The sequence below is a fragment of the Nocardia sp. NPDC050406 genome (genome assembly GCF_044459025.1).
In the GTDB taxonomy this organism is placed as follows: domain Bacteria; phylum Actinomycetota; class Actinomycetes; order Mycobacteriales; family Mycobacteriaceae; genus Nocardia.
On sequence record NZ_JBITIM010000003.1, the window covers coordinates 540,716 to 560,433 of the forward strand.

Genomic DNA, 19,718 nt, shown 5'->3' on the forward strand with positions numbered 1-19,718 from the left:
TTCAGGACGGAAGGTAACAGAGCTATGTACCGTTCGTAACGGTTTCGACACCGGTATCGGTTACGGCACGAACACCTCGGTCGACGCCGGAATGTTCGGCCGATCGGTCCGCAGGGTGAGCTGGACTCGCCCGGGGCCGGTATCGGCGAGCACGATCGCCGGTGTCGACCGCTGCCAGGCGGGGACGAATCGACTCACGCTGCCCGTTTGACCGGTATCGAGATTGCGCCAGTCCACGACCGCCGTCACATCGCAGGCGAGCAGCTGCGGTCCCCATTCGCCGATCGGTGAGAAGCCCTGCGTAATGCGCAAGACCACCGAGTGCGTGGCTCCCGGCGCTTCGGAGTACTCGTAGAGCGGTCCGTCGAACGAGGTTCCACCGGCCTGGAGGATCCCGGCGCACACCCCGTTGCCGACCGTCAGCACCGGGCTGAGGTTGAAGTCGGTCTTGGCGCAGGTCCGCGGCCCCACATTCGACCAGCCGAGCTGGCACGGCTCGCCGGGATCGGCGCTGGCGGGTGTGCCGATCGCCAGACCCGCGCCCGCGAAGACGGCGATGGCCGCGCCCAGGACAGTGCGTCTCATATCGAACTCCTCATCTCGGACCGTGATCTTCGAAGTATCACGCCCCGAGCGGGGCAAACGTCCTCACGACACGGCCTCTCCCGAACAGCGGGCTTGTATACCGATCGTTCTACTGCAATCATGCGTCTACGTAGGATCACCCCGCATCGAAGGAGCCCGCCATGACCTCCACCCCGGCGCAGAAGTCGGCGTGCATTCTCTGCGAGTGCAACTGCGGCTTGGAGATCGAGGTCCAGGGACGTCGGCTGGCGCGTATTCGCGGCGACAAGGACCATGTCGGCTCCGCCGGATACACCTGCGAGAAGGCGCTGCGGCTGGACTACTACCAGAGCTATCCCCACCGGCTCACCAGCCCGCTACGCCGCGAGCCCGACGGCAGCTACACCGAAATCGACTGGGATACCGCGATTTCCGAGATCGCCACCCGCCTCGCGGCCGTCCGCGATACGCACGGCGGGGACAAGATCTTCTTCTATGGCGGCGGCGGTCAGGGCAATCACCTGGGTGGCAGCTACGCGACGGCGCTACAGGCGGCGCTCGGGGCGCGGTACTACTCGAACGCGCTGGCGCAGGAGAAGACCGGCGAGATGTGGGTGGACGGCAAGCTCTACGGCGGGCACACCAAAGGCGATTTCGAACACGCGCAGGTGGCGGTGTTCATCGGCAAGAATCCTTGGCAGTCACACGGTTTCCCTCGGGCGCGGCCGGTGCTGCGCCAGATCGCGGCCGACCCGAACCGCACCATGATCGTGATCGACCCGCGCCGCACCGAGACGGCCGAACTCGCCGACATCCATCTCCAGGTGCGGCCGGGCACGGACGCCTACTGCCTGGCCGCGCTCCTGGGTGTACTGGTCGAGGAGGATCTGCTCGACCACGACTTCCTGGCCGCGCACACCTCCGGCTCCGAGACGGTGGTGGCGGCGCTGAAAACCGTTGACATCGCGGATTTCTCGCGCCGGTGCGGAGTCGACGAGGAATTGATCCGCGCGGCCGCGCGCGCCATCGGCACCGGCGAATCCGTCGCCACCTTCGAGGATCTGGGCATTCAGCAGGCCCCGCACAGCACGCTCTCGTCCTACCTCAACAAACTGCTGTGGATCCTGACCGGCAATTTCGCCAAACCCGGCACCATGGCGCTGCATTCGGTGCTGGCCGCCGTCGCGGGCAGCGCGGCACCCGTGCGCTCGGGCGGCACCCGGCGGCCGTCGGCAATGGCCAAGGCGCGCAAGGCCGTAACCTCGGCCGCGATGCGCGCCGTACCTCTCGGCGCGAGCGCGCTCTCGGCCGCCGTCGCCGCGCTGGCCGCCCAACCCGTGAGCCGCGGCCTCGCCGATCTCGGCGCGGGGAAGCTCGTCACCGCCCTCGCACCGCTGGCGGGCGGCATGGGCGGTATCGGCGTCAGTCAGCCCGGCGGCGCGCGCCGCACCCCGGTGACCGGAGCCCGCATCATCGCCGGACTGGTGCCGTGCAACTCGATCGCCGAGGAGATCCTCACCGATCATCCGGACCGTTTCCGGGCCATGTGGATCGACAGCGTGAATCCCGCGCACTCCCTTGCCGATTCGAAGAGCTTCCGCGCGGCACTCGATGCCCTGGACCTGGTGGTCGTGGTGGATGTGGCGTTCACTGAGACGGCCAAGCACGCCGATTACGTGCTGCCCGCCGCCAGCCAGTTCGAGAAGTGCGAGGCGACCTTCTTCAATTTCGAGTTCCCGCACAACACTTTCCATCTGCGCGCGCCCGTACTGGAGCCGCTGCCAGGCACTCTGACCGAACCCGAGATCTATTCCCGACTCATCACGGCCCTGCGCGTGGTGCCGGAAACCACCGTGGCGCGCCTGCGCACCGCCGCCCGTGCCGGGCGAAATGCCTTCGCACTGGCCTTCTTCAGCGCCGTGGCCGCCGATCCGGGCCTCATGCGCCTGGCACCCTATGTGCTGTACGAGACCCTCGGTCCGACTCTGCCGAAGCAGCTGCGCGCGGCGGCGGTGCTCTGGGGCGCGGCGCACCTGTGCGCCCTCGGCAATCCCGACGGTGTCGCCCGCGCCGGATTCCGCGGGCCGGGGCTGGCGGCGGGCGAGCAACTCTTCGACGCCATCCTGCACGGCCGCTCCGGCGTCACCTTCACCGTCGACGAATGGCCCGACACCTGGAACTATGTGCGCCGCCCTGATCGGCGCATGACCATCGAAATCCCGGAACTGCTGGAGGTTTTCACCGGCCTGGCCGAGACTCCGGTCCGAACCGACGGCGAGTACCCGTTCGTCCTGGCCGCCGGTGAGCGCCGCTCGTTCACCGCCAACACCATCTTCCGCGACGCGGGCTGGCGACGCCGCGACGGCGAGGGCGCGCTGCGCGTCAATCCCGAGGACGCCCGCGAACTCGGCGTCACCACCGGCGATCGCGTGCGCGTGGTCACCGAGGCGGGCAGCGCGCTCACCGCCGTGGAGGTGACCGATACCGTGCGCCCCGGCCACATCACCCTGCCCAACGGTCTCGGCACCGAGGACAATGGCCGCGTCGCGGGCGTGGCCCCCAATGAACTGACCTCCCTGCACCACCGCGATCCCATCGCGGGGACGCCGTGGCACAAGTACGTCCCGGCGCGTATCGAGGTCCCGGTACCCGCCGAGTGAACCCGGTCATTCGACAGAGGCGACGGGGGTGGCCGGTTTCCTAGCGTCGAAGACATGACGAACACACTCCCCGCCCCAGCCGTCCGGGATTGGCTGCGCACCAATGCCCACCCGCTCACCCCGACCGACGCCGACCCCGGGCCGCTGACCGACAGCCTCGCGGCGGCCACCGTGGTCGGACTCGGCGAATCGACACGCTTCTCGGTGCAGACCTACGGCGTGGCGGAAGGCATTTTCCGCGGGCTGGTGCGGCGGCACGGATTCCGGACGCTCGCGCTCCAAGACGGCGCTCGCTCCGGCGACCGCATGAACCGGTACGTGCTCGGCGGCGACGGCACCGCCGAGGAAGCCCTCGCCGGAGCCTGGCGGCCCTTGCGCACAAGGGAATTGGCGGACACCCTCGACTGGATTCGCGGCTTCAACGCCGCCCACCCCGACGATCCGGTGCAGGTGTTCGGGGTGCAAGCGCCGCATGCCGAGGAATCGGATTACGACGCGGTGCTGAGCTACGCCCAGGCTGAGGCACCGGAGCACCTGGCCGCGCTGACAACCCATCTCGAGACCATCCGCACCGCCCACCGGGTGGACGAACACGTCCAGCGCCACAACGGCGTTCACCCCGGACGCCCCTTCGCCGAACACGCCCGCGATGCGCTCGCCCTGCTCGAGACCCTCCCCGCGACCCCGAGCCAGGCGAGCGCCCTCGACCACGCCCGCCTGATTCTCGACTTCCACGAGAACAGCGTGGCCGGACGCGGCAGCTTCGCCCGCGACGACGAGGAGGAGACGGCCGCGAACCGCATCGCCGACCACCGGCGACGCACCGGAGCCAAGATCGTCTACCGGGATGGCATCGCCCATACCGCGGCCGTCGACATGGGCTACGGCGACGCACTGTTCCGCAGCCCCGGCTCCCGCCTGCGCGCCGCCCTCGGCACCGGCTATGCCTCGGTCGCCATCGGTTTCCACCACGGCGATCTGGACATCACCGTCGTCCCCGAGCCCGGCGCGGATCATGTCGACGCCCTCCTCGGCACGATCGACGCTCCCGCCCACTACGTCGATCTGCGCTCTCCCGCACCGGAATCCGTCCGAGCCTGGCTCGACGGTCCCGGCAAGTTCCGTGTCATCAGCGGCGTCTACGACCCCGCCGAAGACCACAAGGCGCACCTCGACGTCCCCGCCATCGCCGCCGCCTTCGACGTGCTCGTCCACATTCGCGAGGCCACGCCGCTGCGGTGGCTCGACTAGCGGCCGCGAGCCGCCCGCACCCGGAGAAGTACTGTGCTGGAGTATCCAGTGTTCGCCCTGCCCGAGGAGTCGCCGTGGCCGTCGACCGTCTGCTGCCCACCGCCGAAGCCCGCGAGCTGATCCAGCTCACCCGGGATATCGCCGACAAGGCGCTGGCCCCGATCGTCGACCGGCACGAGAAGGACGAGACCTATCCCGAGGGCGTCTTCGCGACCCTCGGCGAGGCCGGGCTGCTGAGCCTGCCGTACCCGGAGGAGTGGGGTGGCGGCGGCCAGCCCTACGAGGTCTACCTCCAGGTGCTGGAGGAGATCGCGGCGAGGTGGGCGGCGGTCGCGGTGGCGGTGAGCGTGCACAGCCTGTCGTGCCATCCGCTGTTCGCCTTCGGCACCGACGAGCAGAAACAGCGGTGGCTGCCGGAGATGTTGGGCGGCAGCACCATCGGCGCGTACAGCCTCTCCGAACCGCAGGCCGGATCCGATGCCGCCGCGCTCACCTGCAAGGCCGTGGCCGCCGACGGCGGATACCGGATCAACGGCACGAAAGCCTGGATCACCCACGGCGGGATCGCGGACTTCTACAACGTCTTCACCCGCACCGGCGAGGGCTCGCGCGGCATCTCCTGCTTCCTGGTGCCCAAGGACACCGAGGGGCTCTCCTTCGGAAAGCCGGAGGAGAAGATGGGCCTGACCGCGGTGCCCACCACCTCGGCGCACTACGACCATGCCTTCGTCCCCGCCGACCGCCGGATCGGCGAGGAGGGTCAGGGCCTCCAGATCGCGTTCAGCGCACTGGATTCCGGCCGCCTCGGCATCGCGGCGGTCGCCGTCGGCCTGGCGCAGGCCGCCCTCGACGAGGCCGTCGCCTACGCCCAGGAGCGCACCGCCTTCGGCCGCAAGATCATCGACCATCAGGGCTTGGGCTTCCTGCTCGCCGATATGGCCGCCGCCGTCGACTCGGCCCGCGCCACCTACCTCGACGCCGCGCGCCGCCGCGATGCCGGACTTCCCTACTCGCGCAACGCCTCCGTGGCCAAACTGGTCGCCACCGACGCCGCCATGAAGGTCACCACCGATGCCGTCCAGGTCTTCGGCGGCTACGGCTACACCCGGGATTTCCGCGTCGAGCGCTATATGCGCGAAGCGAAGATCACCCAGATCTTCGAGGGCACCAACCAGATTCAGCGGTTGGTCATCGCGCGCTCGCTGGCCGGTTAGTTCTTCGGCCCGCCCGCCACGTAGAGCACCTGGCCGGAGACGAAGCCCGCCTCCTCGCCGACGAAGAACGACACCGCGTTGGCGATATCGGCGGGCACGCCGGTGCGCGCCACCGGAATCATGGCGGCATTGGCGGCCTTGAAGTCCTCGAAGTTCATGCCGAGCCGCTCGGCCGTCGCCGCCGTCATCTCGGTCTCGATGAAGCCGGGGGCGATGGCATTGGCGGTGACGCCGAATTTGCCGAGTTCGAAGGCCAGGGTCTTGGTGAAGCCCTGCATACCCGCCTTGGCGGCCGAGTAATTGGCCTGCCCGCGATTGCCCAGCGCGGAGGTGCTGGACAGATTCACGATGCGGCCCCACTTGGCCTCGATCATGAACTTCTGGGCCGCCCGGGTCATCAGGAACGCGCCGCGCAGGTGCACGTTCATGACCGAATCCCAGTCGGCGACGGACATTTTGAACAGCAGATTGTCCCGGGTGATACCCGCGTTGTTGACCAGCACGGTGGGCGCGCCCAGCTCGTCGGCGACCCGCGCCACGGCGGCTTCGACGGCCTGTTCGTCACTCACGTCCACGCCCACGGCCAGCGCCTTGCCGCCCGCGGCCACGATCTGTTCGACCACCGGCTCGCACGCGGCCTCGTCCAGATCCAGGATGGCGACCTGGAAACCGTCGCGGGCAAGGCGTCGGGCGGTCTCCGCGCCGATGCCGCGCGCGGCCCCGGTGACAATGGCGGTACGGATTGTCCTGTCAGTCATGGTTGTGGAGCCTAGGCCAGGTAACGAGTCACCTGTGAGACGGCTTCCACGGGATGCTCGGCGAAGATGGCCGCCCCGATGGGCTCGTAGTGCCAGGCCCCCTCGACCGGGAAGAGCCTGCCCATGACGAATCCGGTGTGCTCGCCGTGTTCGAGGTCGTAGCGGGCGATCTCGGCGCCGACACCGTCGACCAGGCGGCAGAAGGCATTGTCGATCTGCTCGAAGGTCTGGCCGCTGTAGGAGGTCACCAGGAAGATGACATTGGTGACCTGTGGTGACAGGCGGGTCAGGTCGACGGTGATGGTCTCGATATCGCCCTTGCCCTCGCCGGTCACGCTGTCGCCGTGGTGGCGCACCGAACCGTCGCGCGAGGTGAGCTGCTCGTGGTACACCACGTCGACGATGTCGGCGCCGCTGAACAACAGGGCCGCCGCGTTCAGGTCGATATTCTCGACGGGTCCGCCGAACAGGCGGCGGCGGGCCGGGTCCCACCCCAACGCCATGCCGACATAGTTCAGCGGAGCCCCGGTCTCATCACGCAAAGTCACGAACATGAGCTTGCCAGGGCTCAGGGTTTGCGCCCGACACCCCCGACAATGCAATGGCGCACCGGAGACAGCGGCTTCAGCCGCGGACCGTCCGGCCACCAGTCGTCGCAGAGCACCAATCCGGGCTCCACCATCTCCAAACCATCGAAGAGAGACTGGATTTCGGCGCGCGTGCGGAAACGCCCACTGCCCATGGGGCTGTGCACGAACTTCTCCTCCATCTGCTGCGCGAGCTCGGAGTGTTCGGGCGTTTCGGGATCGAAGAAATGCGCAATCGCGACATAGGATCCCGACGGCAGCGCGTCGACATAGGTGTGCATGATGTCGGCGACATCATCGTCGGGATAGTGGTGCAGGGTGCCGACCTGGAACAGCGCCACCGGCTCGGCCAGATCCAGATAGGCGCGCACCGTGGGGTTCTTGAGCACCTCGAACGGGCGGAAGATGTCCGCGTTCACGATCGTGGTGCGGGCCACCCCGTCCAGCAGTGCGTTCGCATGGGCCAGGACCATGGGATCGTTGTCGACGTAGACCACCCGGGCCTCCGGATCGACGCGCTGCACGACCTGATGGGTGTTCTCCGCGGTCGGCAGTCCCGCGCCCAGATCGAGGTACTGCTCGACATCGGCCTGCTGCGCCAGGAACCGACTCGTGCGAATCAGGAAATCCCGGTTGGCCCAAGCCAATTCGGCGACACCCGGGGCGACCGCGCGCACCTGCGCCAGCACCTCGCGGTCGATCTCGAAATTGTCCTTGCCATTGAGCGCGGCGTCGTAGACCCGGGCGATGCTGGCACGGGTCATGTCCACTCCTACCGGCGCCGCGCTCCGGTAGGCGGCGGAGGATTGAGACATCTCGAACTCCCTCGCGTCGGTTCGATATCGACACGAAAATCTTCCCGCATTCCCCGCATCCGCGTGGCAATACGGCCTTGCCTATCTGCACCGTTCCCGAGGACACCCGGGTCATACGCAGATTCGCAGCGGAAGTCGCACAGGGTTCGCAGAAGTACTGGTCAGTCCGTTATGTCGCTTCCGTCCTTTCCCAAGGAAACAGCTTGTCCCCGAAGGGTTTATCCCGCATCCCCGCGGCTACTGGCTGTAGGGATTCTTCAACAGATGATCGACCACACGACGGCCGAGGGTGTACTGATTCTCCAGAGCCAGCGCGAAACCCGGGCTGGAATGGTCGAGGTGCGCGACGACCGACTGCCCCGGAGCGGGCTGGTCGAAATTGCTCACCGTGCGCAGCGACAGATACCGGTTCAGGTAGCCGAAGTTCTGCAACGCCGTCGCGGTGGCGCTGTCCTCCATCTGGGTGGTGCAGTAGACGCCCGCGCCCTTGGTGCGCACGCCCATGATGTAGCGGGCGGTATCGGAGGGGAACTTGCCCGAGTAGTAGTCGTCACCGGTCATGGTGTCGCACTTGGCCACATTGGGGGTGCGTCCCTGCTGGCCGGGGTACAGGGCGCGCTCGGCGGCGGCCTCGGGACTGTCGGCGAGGGTGGCCTCGCGGGTGAGGTTGTACGCGGTGTCGACGAGGGCGTCGTCGAGGCGATAGGCGGCGGTGTTGTAGTCCTCGACCGGGCGGTAGCCGAACGGCACCTCGGGCGCTTCGTCGGGATCGAGGTGATTGCCGAGGTCGTAGTCCACGACCCAGCGGGCCCAGGCGGCCGAGCCGAGGGTGCCCTGGTCCGGTGGGGTGCCCGCGATACCGGCGGTCAGGAAGTAGGCGCGCGAGAAGTCGAATTTCGGGCTGCCGAGAATGGCGGTCATGGTGGTGGCGGCGTTGGATTTGCCCTGGCCGGTCTCGGCCACGCACAGGCCCTCGCCATTGCAGCGCACCGGCTTGTAGGCCCCCGGCACCTCCACGGTGGTGGGCAGATCCTCACGTCCGAGCCAGACCTCGGTCTCCGGATCGAACATGGTGACGACCAGGACGCCGACGTCGACCTTGTCCGAATCGTCCGACCCAGTGGAACAACCGGTCAGGGCGAGCGCGGCCACGCCCAAGGCGATGGCGAACTTCCAGCATCGGTTCGGCATTGGCCAAGAATATGCATATCTCGGACGAATCAGACGTTCCGACGCCCCCGCATTGTGGACGCTGGTTCAGGACGGCGGTTCACTGCGCCAGCGTGGTCCGCCACTTCTCGGCCGAACGGACCATATCGACCGAGACTCGGTCCATGTAGTCGCTCATGGCCAGCAGTCGTATGGCCGCCGGAGTGCTCGCGCCGAGTGCGGCCGCTCCCTCCCGGGCACGTTCAGCCACGATCCGATTGGCCTGCGCCCCTGCCAAAGTGGCTCGGTACCAGGCGTATTCGTCGATGATGTAGCGATCTCTGCGGCTGCGCGGATCGCGTTCGCGTCGAATCACCGCCTGCGCCTGCAGATATCCGACGGCGGCGGAGACGGTCGCGGGGCTGATCCGCAGATCGCGCACCAGTTCCGCCGCGGTGGCGCTGCCGGAGTCCGCGGCGTAGAGCCGCGCCAGCACCGCGGCGGCGGTCCTCGGCACGCCGGTCTGTTCGAACAGCTCACCGAATCCGGTGACGAAATCCGCGATCGTCTCCGGCGCGCGGCCGTATTCGTCGGTACCGGACGGTGGTTCGGCGCGCCGCCGGGAGGCGCGGCGGCGAGACCGCATCTCGGTGGCGGCGTGCGCGAGGTCGGCACGGTAGCGGTTGGGTCCGCCATTGCGGCTCACCTCGCGGCTGATGGTGGAGGTGGGGCGATCCAGCTGCCGCGCGATCGCGGCATAGCCGAGACCCTGGGCGATGCCCGCGGCGATCCGTCGCCGATCGTCGTGCGTGAGTCTGCCTCCCGGCATGGGGCACCCTTCCTCGTGGCGTTGCGGAGAGTATCGCGCCGAATGGAATTCATTGCAACGGAGCGGATTCGCCGTTGCATTAGGAAGCACGGTCGATGCAATCCCGTTGGCCAATCTACCTGGTATTACTTGCTTTTCGACCATCAATCTCGTTGTCGCTACCTCGAACGCAACGTAGCGTTCGATGTAACACGAACGACCGTGCAGCACAGAGAACAGCGAGGACGACCGATGAGCGAGCCCAGCGCCCCCGTGCGGCTTCCCACCGAACGACCCCAGGGATGTCCCTTCAGCCCGGCCATCGGGCTCGATGCGATTCGCGACCGGAATCCCCTGACCCGCATGACTTTTCCCGACGGACACCAGGGGTGGCTGGCCACCGGCCACCACGAGGTGCGCGCGGTCATGTCCGATCCGCGCTTCTCCTCCCGCCCCGAACTCATGCACTATCCGCTCGCCGACTACGGCCCCATGCCGCCCGCACAGGTTGGCGTGCTCACCGGAATCGACGCACCCGAGCACACCCGCCTGCGCAAGCTGTTGGCGGGCAAGTTCACCGCGCGCCGGATGCGGCTGCTCACCGAGCGGGTGGCCGAGATCGCCGCCGAACACCTCGATGTCATGGAGAAGCAGGGTGGGCCGGTGGATCTGCTCACGGTCTTCGCGCATCCTGTTCCGGCACTGGTGATCTGCGAACTGCTCGGCGTTCCGTACGCCGAACGCGAGCACTTCCAACGGCAGGCGGCCGCCATGAGCGGTATCGACGCCACGCCCGAACAGTCGTATGCGGCGTTCGGGGCCGTGCAGGAGTATGTGCGCGGGCTGGTGCGGGCCAAGCGGGCCGAGCCCACCGACGATCTGCTCAGTGATCTGGCGGCCGAGAGCGATCTCACCGAGGACGAACTCGCCGGAATCGGCGGATTCCTGCTCGGCGCGGGGCTGGACACCACCGCGAACATGTTGGCGCTGGGCACTTTCGCGCTGTTGAGCCATCCCGAACAGCTCGCCGCGCTGCGCGCCGATCCGACGCTCGTCGACGGCGCCGTGGAGGAGCTCATGCGGTATCTGTCCATCGCGCACACCGGGGCGCGGGTGGCGCTGGTGGATGTCGAGGTCGGCGGGCAGGTCGTTCGGGCGGGTGAGACGATGACGGTGTCCATCCAGGCGGCCAATCGCGATCCGCTGCGCTTCCCGGATCCGGACAGCCTGGATATTCGCCGCGACGCGCTCGGTCAGCTCGCGTTCGGGCACGGGCCGCACCTGTGTCTCGGCGCGCAGCTCGCCCGCGTGGAGATGCGAGTCGCCTTCCCCGCCTTGCTCTCCCGCTTCCCGGGACTGCGCTTGGCGGTGCCCGCCGAGCAGGTGCCGCTGCGCCACGGACTCGACGTCTACGGCGTCCACGCCCTGCCGGTCGACTGGTGAGAACAACTCTCGTAACTCTCAGGGGCTTCGCCCCCTGAAAGCCCTCGAGCAACTCGCGCCCGCCCCGGGTTCGGGGCGGGCGCGAGAGTTGTTGTGGGGCAGTTGGTTACGACTTGACGGTCGCCACCTCCGTGACGTCGTGGTGGCCGGTGCCCCAGCCGACGTGGGCCTCGGCGCGCATGCGCTCGACCATGTGCGGGTAGTGCATTTCGAAGGCCGGGCGCTCCGAGCGGACGCGGGGCAGTTCGTAGAAGTTGTGCCGCGGCGGCGGGCAGGAGGTCGCCCACTCCAGGGAGTTGCCGTAGCCCCACGGATCGTCCACGGTCACGACCTCGCCGTAGCGGTGGGATTTGAAGACATTCCACACGAACGGCAGCATCGACGCGCCCAGAATGAACGAGCCGATGGTGGAGATGGTGTTCAGCGTGGTGAATCCATCGGACGGCAGGTAATCGGCGTAGCGGCGCGGCATGCCCTCGTTGCCCACCCAGTGCTGCACCAGGAAGGTGGTGTGGAAGCCGATGAAGGTCGCCCAGAAATGCCACTTGCCCAAGCGCTCGTCGAGCAGGCGGCCGGTCATCTTCGGGAACCAGAAGTAGATGCCCGCGAAGGTCGCGAAGGCGATGGTGCCGAAGAGCACGTAGTGGAAGTGCGCCACCACGAAATACGTGTCGGAGACGTGGAAGTCGATGGGCGGGCTGGCCAGCAGCACACCCGACAGTCCACCGAAGAGGAAGGTGACGATGAAGCCGCAGGAGAACAGCATCGGCGTCTCGAAGGTCAATTGCCCCTTCCACATGGTGCCGATCCAGTTGAAGAATTTCACGCCCGTCGGCACGGCGATCAGGAAGGTCATGAACGAGAAGAACGGCAGCAGCACCGCACCCGTGGCGTACATGTGGTGCGCCCACACCGCGACCGACAGCGCCGCGATGGCGATCGTCGCGTAAACCAGTGTGGTGTAACCGAATACCGGCTTACGGCTGAACACCGGAATGACCTCGGAGATGATGCCGAAGAACGGCAGCGCGATGATGTACACCTCGGGGTGGCCGAAGAACCAGAACAGATGCTGGTAGAGCAGCGCACCGCCATTGGACGGGTCGTAGATGTGCCCGCCCAGATGCCGGTCGTAGTACAGCCCCATGAGCGCGGCGGTGAGCAGCGGGAAGGCCAGCAGCACCAGAATGCTGGTGACCGCGATGGTCCACACGAAAATCGGCATCCGGAACATGGTCATTCCCGGGCAGCGCAGGCACACCACCGTGGTGAGCATATTGACGCCGCCGAGAATGGTGCCCAGACCCGAGACCGCCAGACCCATGATCCACAGATCCCCGCCCGCGCCCGGCGAGTGCACGATATCGCTCAGCGGCGTATAGGCGGTCCAGCCGAAATCGGCCGCGCCACCGGGGGTGATGAATCCGGCCGTGGCCATGGTGGCACCGAACAGATACAGCCAGTAGCTGAACGCGTTCAAGCGCGGGAACGCCACATCGGGCGCGCCGATCTGCAGCGGCAGGATGATATTGGCGAAGCCGAACACAATGGCCGTCGCGTAGAACAGCAGCATGATGGTGCCGTGCATGGTGAACAGCTGATTGAACTGTTCGGCCGAGAGGAACTGCATACCCGGACGGGCGAGCTCGGCGCGCATGAGCAGCGCCATGAGCCCGCCGATCAGGAAGAACGAAATAGCCGTGAACAGATACATCTGGCCGAGCATTTTCGGGTCGGTCGTGGTGATCGCCCGATAGAGAAACGAGCCCTTCGGCCCCGTTCGCGCCGGATACGGCCGAGCGGCCTCGAGGTTCTTCTCGGGTTTCGGAGCTACGGCAGTCACCACATCCTCCTCGGCAGGGCTCCGGCCCGGACGGTCCGAAGGAGCCACCATGAACGGCGCACAGCGTACCTACAGCAAACCGATCTTCGCCGAAAACACTCCGAACCGGAGGAAAAGCAACCGAACCGAGAGAATTACGCGCTCAACGGGCTCGCGATCCGGTTCTCCGCGAAGCGCTCCGCGAGGAATTCGAAGGCCTTGGGCGCGAAGCCGAACGCACCGGTCAGGTGTTCCAACCTCGGCATCGTGAGCATGGTGGCGTCGACGCCGAGGGCGCGCCAATCCTCGTAGAGAGTGGCGGTCTGGCTGAACGGCACGATCTGCTCGGCCGTGCCCGCCCCGAGGAAGACCGGAGCGGCGGGCGGAATGGAGCCCAACCGGTTCTCCCGCAACCGCGCGAGCACCTCCGGAATCTCCAACGGATGCCTGCGAACGAACCGGGCGGACTGGGTGGGCAGGACGGCCCCGTAACCCATGCCGAGCGCGAATCCGGGCACCACGTGGGCGCGGCGCAGCACGGCCGCGAGCAGCCGACCGCTCGGCTTCAACTCGTCGAGCACCCGTAATTCCGGGTAGGCGGCGTCGATACCGAGCACCGCCCAGATGAGCAGGAAGGCGAACAGCTTGCCGTCGTGGGCCTCGAACATGCCCTCCAGATCGGCGGGCGGCGAACCCACCGCGCCGCCGACCAGCGCCAGGTCGGGCGCGTAGCTCGGCTGGAGTTGCAGGGCCCAGCCCGCCGCGCAGCCGCCCTCGGAGTAACCGCAGATGGCGAGCGGGCCATCGGGTTCCAGCCCCGCGTCGGGCACCTGGCGGGCCGCCCGCATGCTGTCGAGCACCGACGGTCCGAGTGCGCGGCCCATGACGTAGGGATGCGTGCCGTGATTGCCGAGCCCCGGGTAGTCGGTGATGACCACGGCCCAGCCGCGCCGCAGCGCCTGCGAGATGAACAGCCCCTCGTACTCCAGGCCCCGCCGCAGCTGCCAGGAGGCGGCGGCCACGAAATCGGCCAGACCCTGGGTGCCGACGGCATAGCCGATCAGCGGGCGCGGACCGCTGGTGTACGGGGTGCGCGGCACCAGCAGGGTTCCGGTCACCTCGATGTCGCGGCCGTGCGCATCGGTGGACCGGTAGCGCAGGAACCAGGAGCGGGCCGGAAGCCGCAGGCCGGGCAGCAGATACGCCTTGCTGCGGCGCACTTCGAGCAGTTGCCCGGGCGACGAGGATTCCGCGTGGTCGGGAATGCTGATGGGCGCGGTCATCGTCGATCCGCCTTTCCGTTCCGGGCAGACCGGTGCCGCTGGTCCACTCGCAGTACTACTGACGCAAGGTATTTCGGCCGCGGGACCGAAAGCATTGCAGGGATCTCCCCCTCGATCACTATGACACGAGAAGGTCGAGAACGTGAGACATGGATATAGAGATCTTCTCGCGGTTTCGTGACCCGTGCGGAACGATCCGGTCACCGCCCGTCTCCCGACCGGGTCCCGGATCAAAGGGTTTTCTCATATTCGTTGTGGGCCAACCGATTACCATTGACGTCGGGCGGAAGGACGTGCCTCGTGCAACAGAACATGTTGGAGACCGCGCGTCGTCATTTGATCGGGGTGGATCCGGCGGCGCTACTGCATTCCCGCAACCGACTGGCCGAGACCGGTATGGCGCGGCTGGGCTTCCTGCTGCCGTACCGGGTGAAGCGAGCCCTCGCCGCCGAGGCCCTGGCGCTCGTCGAACACCACCGGCACTGGGGCGAGCTGTTGCCGAGCGGGGAGGAGTCGAGACGCCACGGCATCGACGTTCCACCGCAGGCCATTACGGCGCACGCCACGCTCATCCCCGAGCTGTACGACTGTGATGCGTTGCGGCGCAACCTCTCCGTGGTGGCCGCCGAATCCGTGCTGTCCTGTCCCGAGCCGCAGCGCTACGCCGTCACTCGCGTCCACCACGACGAGACGCCCCAATGGCATTGGGACGACTGGTCTTTCGCCTTGGTGCTGGTGGTCGAGTGCCCGCCGCTCGAGGAGGGCGGCTTCGTCCAGACCGTGCCGCACACCCGCCGCGACCGCCTCGGCTCGGAGGTGCACCGCACCCTCACCCGCAATCCCATTCACTCCTGGGAGCTGCACCCGGGCGATCTGTACCTCATGCGCACCGCCACCACCCTGCACCGCGTCTACCCCTTCGAACACGGCCGCCGCACCATCATGACCATGTGCTTCGCGACCCGCGCCGAACTGGACCATCAGGCGGCCGCGCGGGCCGCCGAGCAAGTATCCAGCACCGGCACACGGGGTTTCGTTCGCGACGAAGAGGTAATGACGAATCAAGTACAGTGCTAAATTGATTCACCGAACACAGCGGGGGGCAGTGTCGCCGGACCGTATTCCCTCGGACAGCGCTGCTCTGTCCCACCGGTACAGGCGATGACACATGGATCTTCTCAACCCTCTCGATGCGATATTCCTGGCCGTCGAATCCCGCGAGCATCCCATGCACGTGGCGGGGTTGCAGCTGTTCGAACCGCCCGCCGACGCGGGCCCCGAATTCGCGCGCGACCTCTACGAGAAAATGGCCTCCGCCACCGATGTTCGCACCCGCTTCCGACGGCGTCCCAGTCGCAGGCTGGGCGGTTTCTCGAGCGTGTCGTGGGACCACGACCCGCACGTGGACCTGCGCTATCACCTGCGCCGCTCCGCGCTCCCCGCACCGGGCGGACTGCCCGAGCTGCTGGATCTGACCGCGCGGCTGCACGGGCAGCTGTTGGACCGACATCGTCCGCTGTGGGAGGCCCGCCTCATCGAGGGCCTCGACGACGGGCGGTTCGCGGTCTACGTCAAGATCCACCACGCGCTCATCGACGGCGTCTCGGCCATGCGGCTGCTGCAGCGCGTCTTCACCGATGATCCGTTCGACACCCGACTACGGGTCCCGTGGACCATGGGCGGGCCGACGAACGAACCGCGCCCCGCCGAGAGCACGCTGTCGCAATTGCGAAACGCCTTGCCGCGCATGGCCACCACGGCCCGGGCCGCGGCCGGACCGCTGCGCGGGGTGCTCGACGGGCGGCTGGAGCTGCCCATGACCGCGCCCAAGACCATGCTCAATGTGCCCATCGGCGGGGCCCGTCGCCTGGCCGTGCGATCGTGGCCGCTGGAGCGCATCAATGCCGTGCGCTCGGCCACCGGGGCCACCGTCAACGATGTGGTGCTGGCCATGAGCGCCGCCGCGCTGCGGACCTACCTGCTCGAGCACGACGCGCTGCCCGAGGATCCGCTGATCGCCATGGTGCCGGTGAACATTCGCCATGTGGACGCGGACTCCGACGGCAATATGGTCGCCGCGTGCCTGTGCAATCTGGGCACCGATATCGAGGATCCGCTGACTCGGCTGACGACCATCAGCGCGTCCATGCGTAATGCCAAGTCGATCTTCACCCAGCTGCCGCAGGTGGAGGCGATGGCGCTGTCGGCGCTGCTGATGGCGCCGCTGGGTGTCTCGCTGATACCCGGATTCGACGCGCTGCCGAGGATGCCGTTCAACCTGGTGATCTCGAATGTGCCCGGGCCGCGTAAACCCGTCTATTTCCAGGGCGCGCGACTGGACAGCAACTATCCGCTCTCGATTCCGTTCGAGAGTCAGGCCATGAACATCTCGCTCACCACCAATGGCGACAATCTCGACTTCGGCATTGTGGGCTGCCGCCGGTCGGTACCGGATCTGGATCGGCTGCCCGGCCACCTGGAAGCGGGTCTGGCGGAACTGGAGAAAGCCCTCGCCTGAGGCTCACCTACGCTGTCGGAGTGGATTGCGAGTGGGCTGAACTGCGGGAACGGTGTCTGGTCGCGGAGGACGCGGCGGTGCTGGCGCTGAACAAGCCCGCCGGGATCTCCGTGACCGGGGAGCGGCACGACACCGATATGGTGGAAATGGCCGCGGCACAAGGGGAAAAGCTCTACCCGGTGCACCGAATCGACAAGGTGACCTCCGGGCTGGTGCTGCTCGCCAAGGAGTTGGGTGCGCACGGGCAGCTCACGCGGCAGTTCAACAAGCGCACCGCCGAGAAGGCGTATCTGGCGATCACCGCGTCCACCGGCCTGCCCGCGCGCGGGGTCATCGAACTGCCGTTGAGCGTGGGCCGCAAGAACCGGGTGCGCATCGCCGCGCCGCGCGAGAGCATTCGCCGCGCGGGCGACACCTGGCTCGTCGACGACGCCGATGTGCTGGCGGGCAAGAACTATCCCTCGACCACCGAATTCGCCACGGTGGCGGCAACCGACGAGCACACGGTGCTGGCGCTGCGTCCGCTCACCGGGCGGCGGCATCAGATTCGGGTGCACCTGGCGTGGATCGGGCATCCCATCGTGGGCGATCCGCTCTTCGACCGAACGGGGACGCACGCGCGCACGTATCTGCATTCGTGGCGCTTGCGACTGGACGCGGACTGGCGCACGCCGCCGGTCCTGGACCTGACGGCTCGGCCGGACGCGGAATTCTTCTCGATCGGCGGCGTCGCGGTGACCGCCGATCCGGACGCCCTGCTCGATTCCGCGGCGGCACTGCTCGCACCCTGACACACCGAAGCACTGATAGCCGAACGATATATTCGGTGGCGAGCCTCACCGAGACCGGTTCCGAGCAGGTCAACTACGCTGGAAAAGTGCCTCGCGGCACGTCGGGCGCAACGGCGCGATCCACTGCAGAAAGCGAATGCCGATGGTTCTGTTGGCACATCTCAGCGATACCCACTTCAACACTCGCGGCCGCAGCAGCGAACGTGCCGAACGGGTCATGGCCTTCCTCGCCGACCTGCCCACCCGCCCCGACGCCATTCTCGTCTCCGGCGATATCGCCGACGAGGGCAGTGCCGAAGAGTACGCGCAGGCCCGCTCGGTACTGCTCGACGCCGATCTGCCGGTCCTGATCCTGCCCGGCAACCACGACGACCGCGCCCTCATGCGCGAGGTGCTCTTCGGCCAGGAACCCAGTCGGCAGCCCATCAATCAGGTGCATCGCGTCAAGGGCCTGACCCTGGCCATGCTGGACTCCAGCATCCCCGGCAAGGGCGAGGGCGCACTCGACGAGCTCACCTACACCTGGCTCACCGATCTACTCGCCGCCACCCCGGCCGAGGACTCCGTCGTGCTGGCCATGCACCATCCGCCGGTACCGATTCACTCCACGGTCGTCGACCCGATTCGGCTCACCAATCCGGAGCGCCTCGCCGAGATCGTGGCCGGGGACGACCGCGTGGTCGGTGTGCTCACCGGGCACGCGCATGTGCCCATCACCACCGTGTTCGCCGGAAAACCGCTGGCCGTGGCCCCGAGCGTGGCGTCGTTCATCGGCTGCGACTGGGAGGTCTCCGCGCCCGGCCACGTACCCATCGACTACGCCCCCGACCCGTCGCTGTACTTCCACGTCATCGAGGACCGCCGCCTGCTGACCGCGCTGCGGCCGGTGCCCATGGGCGGCTGGCTCAGCGAACCGCTGGAGTGACCCCGCGCTCGGCGCGCGTGCGCCGGTAGGCGGACGGGGTGGTGTCGGTCCAGCGCTTGAAGGCGTGAATGAACGTCGACGCCTCGGCGTAGCCCAGCCGAATGGCCACATCGCTCACCGACAGCGGTGTGGCCGTGAGCATTTCCTCCGCGAGCGCGCGGCGCACCTCGTCCAACAGGGCACGGTAGCTGGTGCCCGCCGCGTCCAGGTGCCGCCGCAGCGTCCGGGTGCTCATATTGAGATCCTTTGCCACGGAATCGATTCCGGGCGGCGCGGCGAAACCGTCGACGCCGCCGCGCGGCACCAGCCGTTCGCGCACCTCGGCCGCGATGCCGGTGCGGGCGCGCCTGCGCGACACCAGATCCCGGCACTGCGCCAGGCACATGGCCCAAGTGGACTCGTTGGCCTGTGGCAGCGGCTGTTCCAATTCCACCGGATCCAGCGCGAACAGATTGTGCGGCTGCTCGAATCGCGGTCGCACACCATAGATTTCGGTGAGGCGCTCGACCCCCTCCGGCTCCGCGAAGTCGAATTCCGCCCGCACCAACTCCACCCGGCGACCCAGCAGATCGCACAGCATCTGATGCATGGCGGTGACATCGCGCTGTACCAGGAACCGACGCACATCGGCGGGCACCCGCTCGTCGTGCACCCGCGCCACGAACTCCCCCGGCTGGTACCGCGCCACCGGAATGCAGAACGTGAAGCTCAATTCCAGAAACCGCAGCGCGAACGAGATGGCCTCGCCGAGCGTCGGACTGCTGACGCAGGCGAACCCGAAGATCCCGAAGGTGGTGATGCGATAGCGCCGCCCCACATCCACCCCGAGCAGCGGACCGTCCCCCAATTCCCGCACCAGATTCCGAATGACCGCCAGTTCGGTGTGCGCGTCGATCTGCAGATCGGGATCGGCGAGGGTCTTCTCGGTCAACCCGGTCCCGTGCAGCATCCGGACGGCGGGCACCCCGCGCTCACGCGCGTAGCCCACCATGAGTGCCGCACTCGCGCCCCCGCGCGGAAAATCCCAATCCCGGATCTCCGGCTCCTGAACCGAACCCATGGGCCAAGTATGGCCGAAAATCTCAATCGAAGCCAAGCTGGACTCCCTGCGCCCGATTCCCGGATGGCTG

At 67.5% G+C, this 19,718-nt stretch carries 17 protein-coding genes; 8 read left to right on the top strand and 9 right to left on the bottom strand.

Annotated elements, in window-relative coordinates:
* Positions 1-60: 60 nt before the first annotated feature.
* A complete protein-coding gene (locus ACIBH2_RS25855) occupies positions 61-585 on the bottom strand; it encodes a hypothetical protein (protein WP_397121912.1) in 525 nt (174 codons plus the stop codon).
* Positions 586-746: 161 nt separating this feature from the next.
* Here ACIBH2_RS25855 and ACIBH2_RS25860 point away from each other — a divergent pair, with 161 nt between their 5' ends.
* From ACIBH2_RS25860 to ACIBH2_RS25870, 3 genes are all read left to right on the top strand, one after another.
* Positions 747-3,224: a molybdopterin-dependent oxidoreductase gene (locus tag ACIBH2_RS25860; RefSeq protein ID WP_397121914.1), complete on the top strand. Its 2,478-nt coding sequence runs from the start codon at positions 747-749 to the stop codon at positions 3,222-3,224.
* A gap of 54 nt (positions 3,225-3,278) precedes the next feature.
* Positions 3,279-4,475 carry an erythromycin esterase family protein gene (locus ACIBH2_RS25865; protein WP_397121916.1) on the top strand — a complete coding sequence of 399 codons (1,197 nt, stop codon included), beginning with the start codon at positions 3,279-3,281 and terminating at the stop codon, positions 4,473-4,475.
* Positions 4,476-4,549: 74 nt separating this feature from the next.
* A complete protein-coding gene (locus ACIBH2_RS25870; protein WP_397121918.1) occupies positions 4,550-5,689 on the top strand; it encodes an acyl-CoA dehydrogenase family protein in 1,140 nt (379 codons plus the stop codon).
* Here ACIBH2_RS25870 and fabG read toward each other — a convergent pair.
* From fabG to ACIBH2_RS25895, 5 genes are all read right to left on the bottom strand, one after another.
* Entirely contained in the window at positions 5,686-6,447 is a 762-nt protein-coding gene (gene fabG, locus ACIBH2_RS25875) for a 3-oxoacyl-ACP reductase FabG (protein WP_397121920.1), read from the bottom strand. The two genes, ACIBH2_RS25870 and fabG, sit on opposite strands and share 4 nt — an antisense overlap.
* Positions 6,448-6,458: 11 nt before the next feature.
* Positions 6,459-7,001, bottom strand: coding sequence for a TerD family protein (locus ACIBH2_RS25880; protein WP_397121922.1), 543 nt, complete (start codon positions 6,999-7,001; stop codon positions 6,459-6,461).
* Positions 7,002-7,015: 14 nt separating this feature from the next.
* On the bottom strand, positions 7,016-7,798 hold the full coding sequence (locus tag ACIBH2_RS25885) for an SAM-dependent methyltransferase (RefSeq protein ID WP_397121924.1): 783 nt from the start codon (positions 7,796-7,798) through the stop codon (positions 7,016-7,018).
* A gap of 288 nt (positions 7,799-8,086) precedes the next feature.
* Positions 8,087-9,040 carry a purine-nucleoside phosphorylase gene (locus ACIBH2_RS25890; RefSeq protein ID WP_397121926.1) on the bottom strand — a complete coding sequence of 318 codons (954 nt, stop codon included), beginning with the start codon at positions 9,038-9,040 and terminating at the stop codon, positions 8,087-8,089.
* A gap of 79 nt (positions 9,041-9,119) precedes the next feature.
* Entirely contained in the window at positions 9,120-9,827 is a 708-nt protein-coding gene (locus tag ACIBH2_RS25895) for a helix-turn-helix domain-containing protein (RefSeq protein WP_397121928.1), read from the bottom strand.
* Positions 9,828-10,058: 231 nt separating this feature from the next.
* On the opposite strand from ACIBH2_RS25895, the gene ACIBH2_RS25900 reads away from it, so the two are divergent.
* Positions 10,059-11,249 (top strand): cytochrome P450, encoded by a 1,191-nt coding sequence (locus tag ACIBH2_RS25900; RefSeq protein WP_397121930.1) that lies wholly within the window; start codon positions 10,059-10,061, stop codon positions 11,247-11,249.
* Between the two features lie 106 nt (positions 11,250-11,355).
* Here the strand turns inward: ACIBH2_RS25900 and ctaD are convergent, their stop codons facing one another.
* Both ctaD and ACIBH2_RS25910 read right to left on the bottom strand, forming a co-directional pair.
* Positions 11,356-13,092, bottom strand: a complete 1,737-nt coding sequence (gene ctaD / locus ACIBH2_RS25905; RefSeq protein ID WP_397121932.1) for a cytochrome c oxidase subunit I — start codon at positions 13,090-13,092, stop codon at positions 11,356-11,358.
* A 134-nt stretch (positions 13,093-13,226) separates the two neighbouring features.
* On the bottom strand, positions 13,227-14,354 hold the full coding sequence (locus ACIBH2_RS25910; protein WP_397121934.1) for a lipase family protein: 1,128 nt from the start codon (positions 14,352-14,354) through the stop codon (positions 13,227-13,229).
* 300 nt (positions 14,355-14,654) lie between these two features.
* On the opposite strand from ACIBH2_RS25910, the gene ACIBH2_RS25915 reads away from it, so the two are divergent.
* The 4 genes from ACIBH2_RS25915 (at position 14,655) to ACIBH2_RS25930 (ending at position 18,588) form a co-directional block, all read left to right on the top strand.
* Positions 14,655-15,431 carry a hypothetical protein gene (locus tag ACIBH2_RS25915; RefSeq protein WP_397121936.1) on the top strand — a complete coding sequence of 259 codons (777 nt, stop codon included), beginning with the start codon at positions 14,655-14,657 and terminating at the stop codon, positions 15,429-15,431.
* A gap of 91 nt (positions 15,432-15,522) precedes the next feature.
* A complete protein-coding gene (locus ACIBH2_RS25920) occupies positions 15,523-16,872 on the top strand; it encodes a wax ester/triacylglycerol synthase family O-acyltransferase (protein WP_397121938.1) in 1,350 nt (449 codons plus the stop codon).
* Between the two features lie 20 nt (positions 16,873-16,892).
* Positions 16,893-17,663, top strand: a complete 771-nt coding sequence (locus ACIBH2_RS25925) for an RluA family pseudouridine synthase (RefSeq protein ID WP_397121940.1) — start codon at positions 16,893-16,895, stop codon at positions 17,661-17,663.
* 142 nt (positions 17,664-17,805) lie between these two features.
* Complete coding sequence (locus tag ACIBH2_RS25930; RefSeq protein WP_397121942.1) at positions 17,806-18,588, top strand: phosphodiesterase; 783 nt, start codon at positions 17,806-17,808, stop codon at positions 18,586-18,588.
* Here the strand turns inward: ACIBH2_RS25930 and ACIBH2_RS25935 are convergent.
* A complete protein-coding gene (locus ACIBH2_RS25935; protein ID WP_397121944.1) occupies positions 18,569-19,648 on the bottom strand; it encodes an AraC family transcriptional regulator in 1,080 nt (359 codons plus the stop codon). The genes ACIBH2_RS25930 and ACIBH2_RS25935 overlap by 20 nt on opposite strands.
* Positions 19,649-19,718 lie beyond the last annotated feature (70 nt).

Excerpts from the sequence above, each read along its gene's own strand:
- ACIBH2_RS25855 (WP_397121912.1), bottom strand. The coding sequence starts at position 585 with ATGAGACGCACTGTCCTGGGCGCGGCCATCGCCGTCTTCGCGGGCGCG.
- ACIBH2_RS25860 (WP_397121914.1), top strand. The coding sequence starts at position 747 with ATGACCTCCACCCCGGCGCAGAAGTCGGCGTGCATTCTCTGCGAGTGC.
- ACIBH2_RS25865 (WP_397121916.1), top strand. The coding sequence starts at position 3,279 with ATGACGAACACACTCCCCGCCCCAGCCGTCCGGGATTGGCTGCGCACC.
- fabG (WP_397121920.1), bottom strand. The coding sequence starts at position 6,447 with ATGACTGACAGGACAATCCGTACCGCCATTGTCACCGGGGCCGCGCGC.
- ACIBH2_RS25880 (WP_397121922.1), bottom strand. The coding sequence starts at position 7,001 with ATGTTCGTGACTTTGCGTGATGAGACCGGGGCTCCGCTGAACTATGTC.
- ACIBH2_RS25885 (WP_397121924.1), bottom strand. The coding sequence starts at position 7,798 with ATGACCCGTGCCAGCATCGCCCGGGTCTACGACGCCGCGCTCAATGGC.
- ACIBH2_RS25890 (WP_397121926.1), bottom strand. The coding sequence starts at position 9,040 with ATGCCGAACCGATGCTGGAAGTTCGCCATCGCCTTGGGCGTGGCCGCG.
- ACIBH2_RS25895 (WP_397121928.1), bottom strand. The coding sequence starts at position 9,827 with ATGCCGGGAGGCAGACTCACGCACGACGATCGGCGACGGATCGCCGCG.
- ACIBH2_RS25900 (WP_397121930.1), top strand. The coding sequence starts at position 10,059 with ATGAGCGAGCCCAGCGCCCCCGTGCGGCTTCCCACCGAACGACCCCAG.
- ACIBH2_RS25910 (WP_397121934.1), bottom strand. The coding sequence starts at position 14,354 with ATGACCGCGCCCATCAGCATTCCCGACCACGCGGAATCCTCGTCGCCC.
- ACIBH2_RS25920 (WP_397121938.1), top strand. The coding sequence starts at position 15,523 with ATGGATCTTCTCAACCCTCTCGATGCGATATTCCTGGCCGTCGAATCC.
- ACIBH2_RS25930 (WP_397121942.1), top strand. The coding sequence starts at position 17,806 with ATGGTTCTGTTGGCACATCTCAGCGATACCCACTTCAACACTCGCGGC.
- ACIBH2_RS25935 (WP_397121944.1), bottom strand. The coding sequence starts at position 19,648 with ATGGGTTCGGTTCAGGAGCCGGAGATCCGGGATTGGGATTTTCCGCGC.